Below are 1,719 nucleotides of genomic sequence, written 5' to 3'. Positions count from 1 at the left end.
TGACCACCGGCTTGCCCGGGCTGCCCAGGCAGGTGAAGAGCACGTTGCGGTTGTAGCGCTCGTTGAGCGGCACCACCGACGACAGCGTGTTCTGCAGCTCGGAATAGGAGTGGTCGCGCGTGCGGGCGATGAGTTTGTCGCCGCGCACGAAGTACAGGCGCGAGTCGCCGCAATGGGCCCAGTAGGCCGTGTTGCCTTGCATGATGCAGGCGACGATGGTCGTGCGTGGCGTGTCCATCAGGCCGCGCTCGCTGGCGTAGCGCAGCAGCTGGTGGTGGCCCGCCATGATGGCGTCCTGCAGGAAGCGGATCGGGTCGGCCAGGCGGGGCTTGGCGTCGCGCTGGTACAGGGCCGCCATGGTCTGCAAGGCGAGCTGCGAGGCCATCTCACCCTCGGGGTGACCACCCATGCCGTCGGCGAGGGCGAACAGACCTGAGTCCCGCGTGTAGCAGTAGCCCATGCGGTCTTCGTTCTTTTCACGGCCGCCCTTGCGGCTGATCTGGTAGACGGAGAATCTCATGCCTTCGCACCGGACTTGAGGTTTTCGAGTTGCAGCTTCACGCGCTCGGAGAAGGTGAGCTTGGAGTAGCGGCGTTCGGTTTCACGCGCGAGCTCCTTTTGCAGCGCGAAGACGCTCTGCGGGCGGGCCAGCGGGTCAAGGGACATGCACCACTCGGTGACCTCGATGAGGTTGTCCGAGTAGACGTTGCGCAGGCGCGAGAGCGACAGGCTCAGGCGGTCTTTTTCGAGGCGCTGCGGCGCGTCGTTGGGCGGGTAGCCCTGCATGCAGGCGTAGATGCAGGCCCCGATCGCGTAGATGTCCGTCCAGGGGCCGAGAGAGCCGTCGCGGCGGTACATCTCGGGGGCGGCAAAGCCCGGCGTGTACATCGGGCGGATGAAGTTGCCTTCCTTGCTCAGCACCTCGCGCGCGGCGCCAAAGTCCAGCAACACGGCCCGGTTGTCGTTGGTGATGAAGATGTTGGCTGGCTTGATGTCCAGGTGCAGCATCTTGTGCTGGTGCACGATGCGCAGGCCGCGCAGGATCTCGTCGAAGAGGCTGCGGATGGTGGACTCGCGGAAAACCTTGTCGCGTTTCAGGTCGCGCGCGGTGACGATGAAGTCCTGCAGGGTGTCGCCCTGGAGGTAGTTCATCACCATGTAGACGGTTTCGTTCTCGCGGAAGAAGTTCAGCACCGACACCACACTCGGGTGGGCGATCTGGGCCAGCGAGCGGCCTTCTTCGAAGAAACTTTTCAGCCCCAGGCGGTAGAGTGGCTGCTTGTCGGGCTTGACGCGGGGAATGAGCTCACCGGCCGAGCGCTCGGCCAGCGAGGCAGGCAGGTACTCTTTGAGGGCGACCAGGCGCTTTTCCGGGTCTTCAGCGAGGTAGACCACGCCGAACCCGCCAGCGGCAAGCTTCTTGACGATCTGGTAGCCGCCCACGACGGTGCCCGAGGGCAACGGAGCGGGTTTCGGCTTTGACATAATCGTGTTTTATCTGGGTGAAATAGATCCATGTCAGTCTACTCCATGACCGGCTTTGCCAGCGCGGTCGCGTCGGCACCCGACCACGTCGGTGAAAACACGGACGACTCGGAAGCGTCGAATGCGTCACGCAAGACGGCATCGGGGGCGGTGAGCGCCGAGTTGCGCTCGGTCAACAGCCGTTTCCTGGACCTGAGCTTCAAGCTGGCCGACGAGTTCCGCGCCCTGGAGCCC

3 protein-coding genes are annotated in these 1,719 nt (G+C 64.2%); 1 reads left to right on the top strand and 2 read right to left on the bottom strand.

The window, feature by feature from the left end:
• On the bottom strand, nt 1–520 hold a 520-nt coding region (locus B2W70_RS16670; protein WP_286747379.1), incomplete at its 3' end, for a PP2C family protein-serine/threonine phosphatase.
• A complete protein-coding gene (locus tag B2W70_RS16665) occupies nt 517–1,485 on the bottom strand; it encodes a serine/threonine protein kinase (RefSeq protein WP_058088072.1) in 969 nt (322 codons plus the stop codon). The genes B2W70_RS16665 and B2W70_RS16670, both read right to left, overlap by 4 nt.
• Nucleotides 1,486–1,515: 30 nt before the next feature.
• Between B2W70_RS16665 and B2W70_RS16660 the strand changes: the two genes are divergently transcribed.
• A partial coding sequence (locus B2W70_RS16660; RefSeq protein ID WP_286747377.1) for a YicC/YloC family endoribonuclease occupies nt 1,516–1,719 on the top strand: 204 nt, incomplete at its 3' end.

The sequence above is a fragment of the Aquabacterium sp. UBA2148 genome, assembly GCF_002328915.1.
GTDB classification, from domain to species: Bacteria; Pseudomonadota; Gammaproteobacteria; order Burkholderiales; family Burkholderiaceae_C; genus Aquabacterium; species Aquabacterium parvum.
Note: the sequence above shows the minus strand (reverse complement) of the source record. Positions and strands in the feature narration are given on the sequence as shown.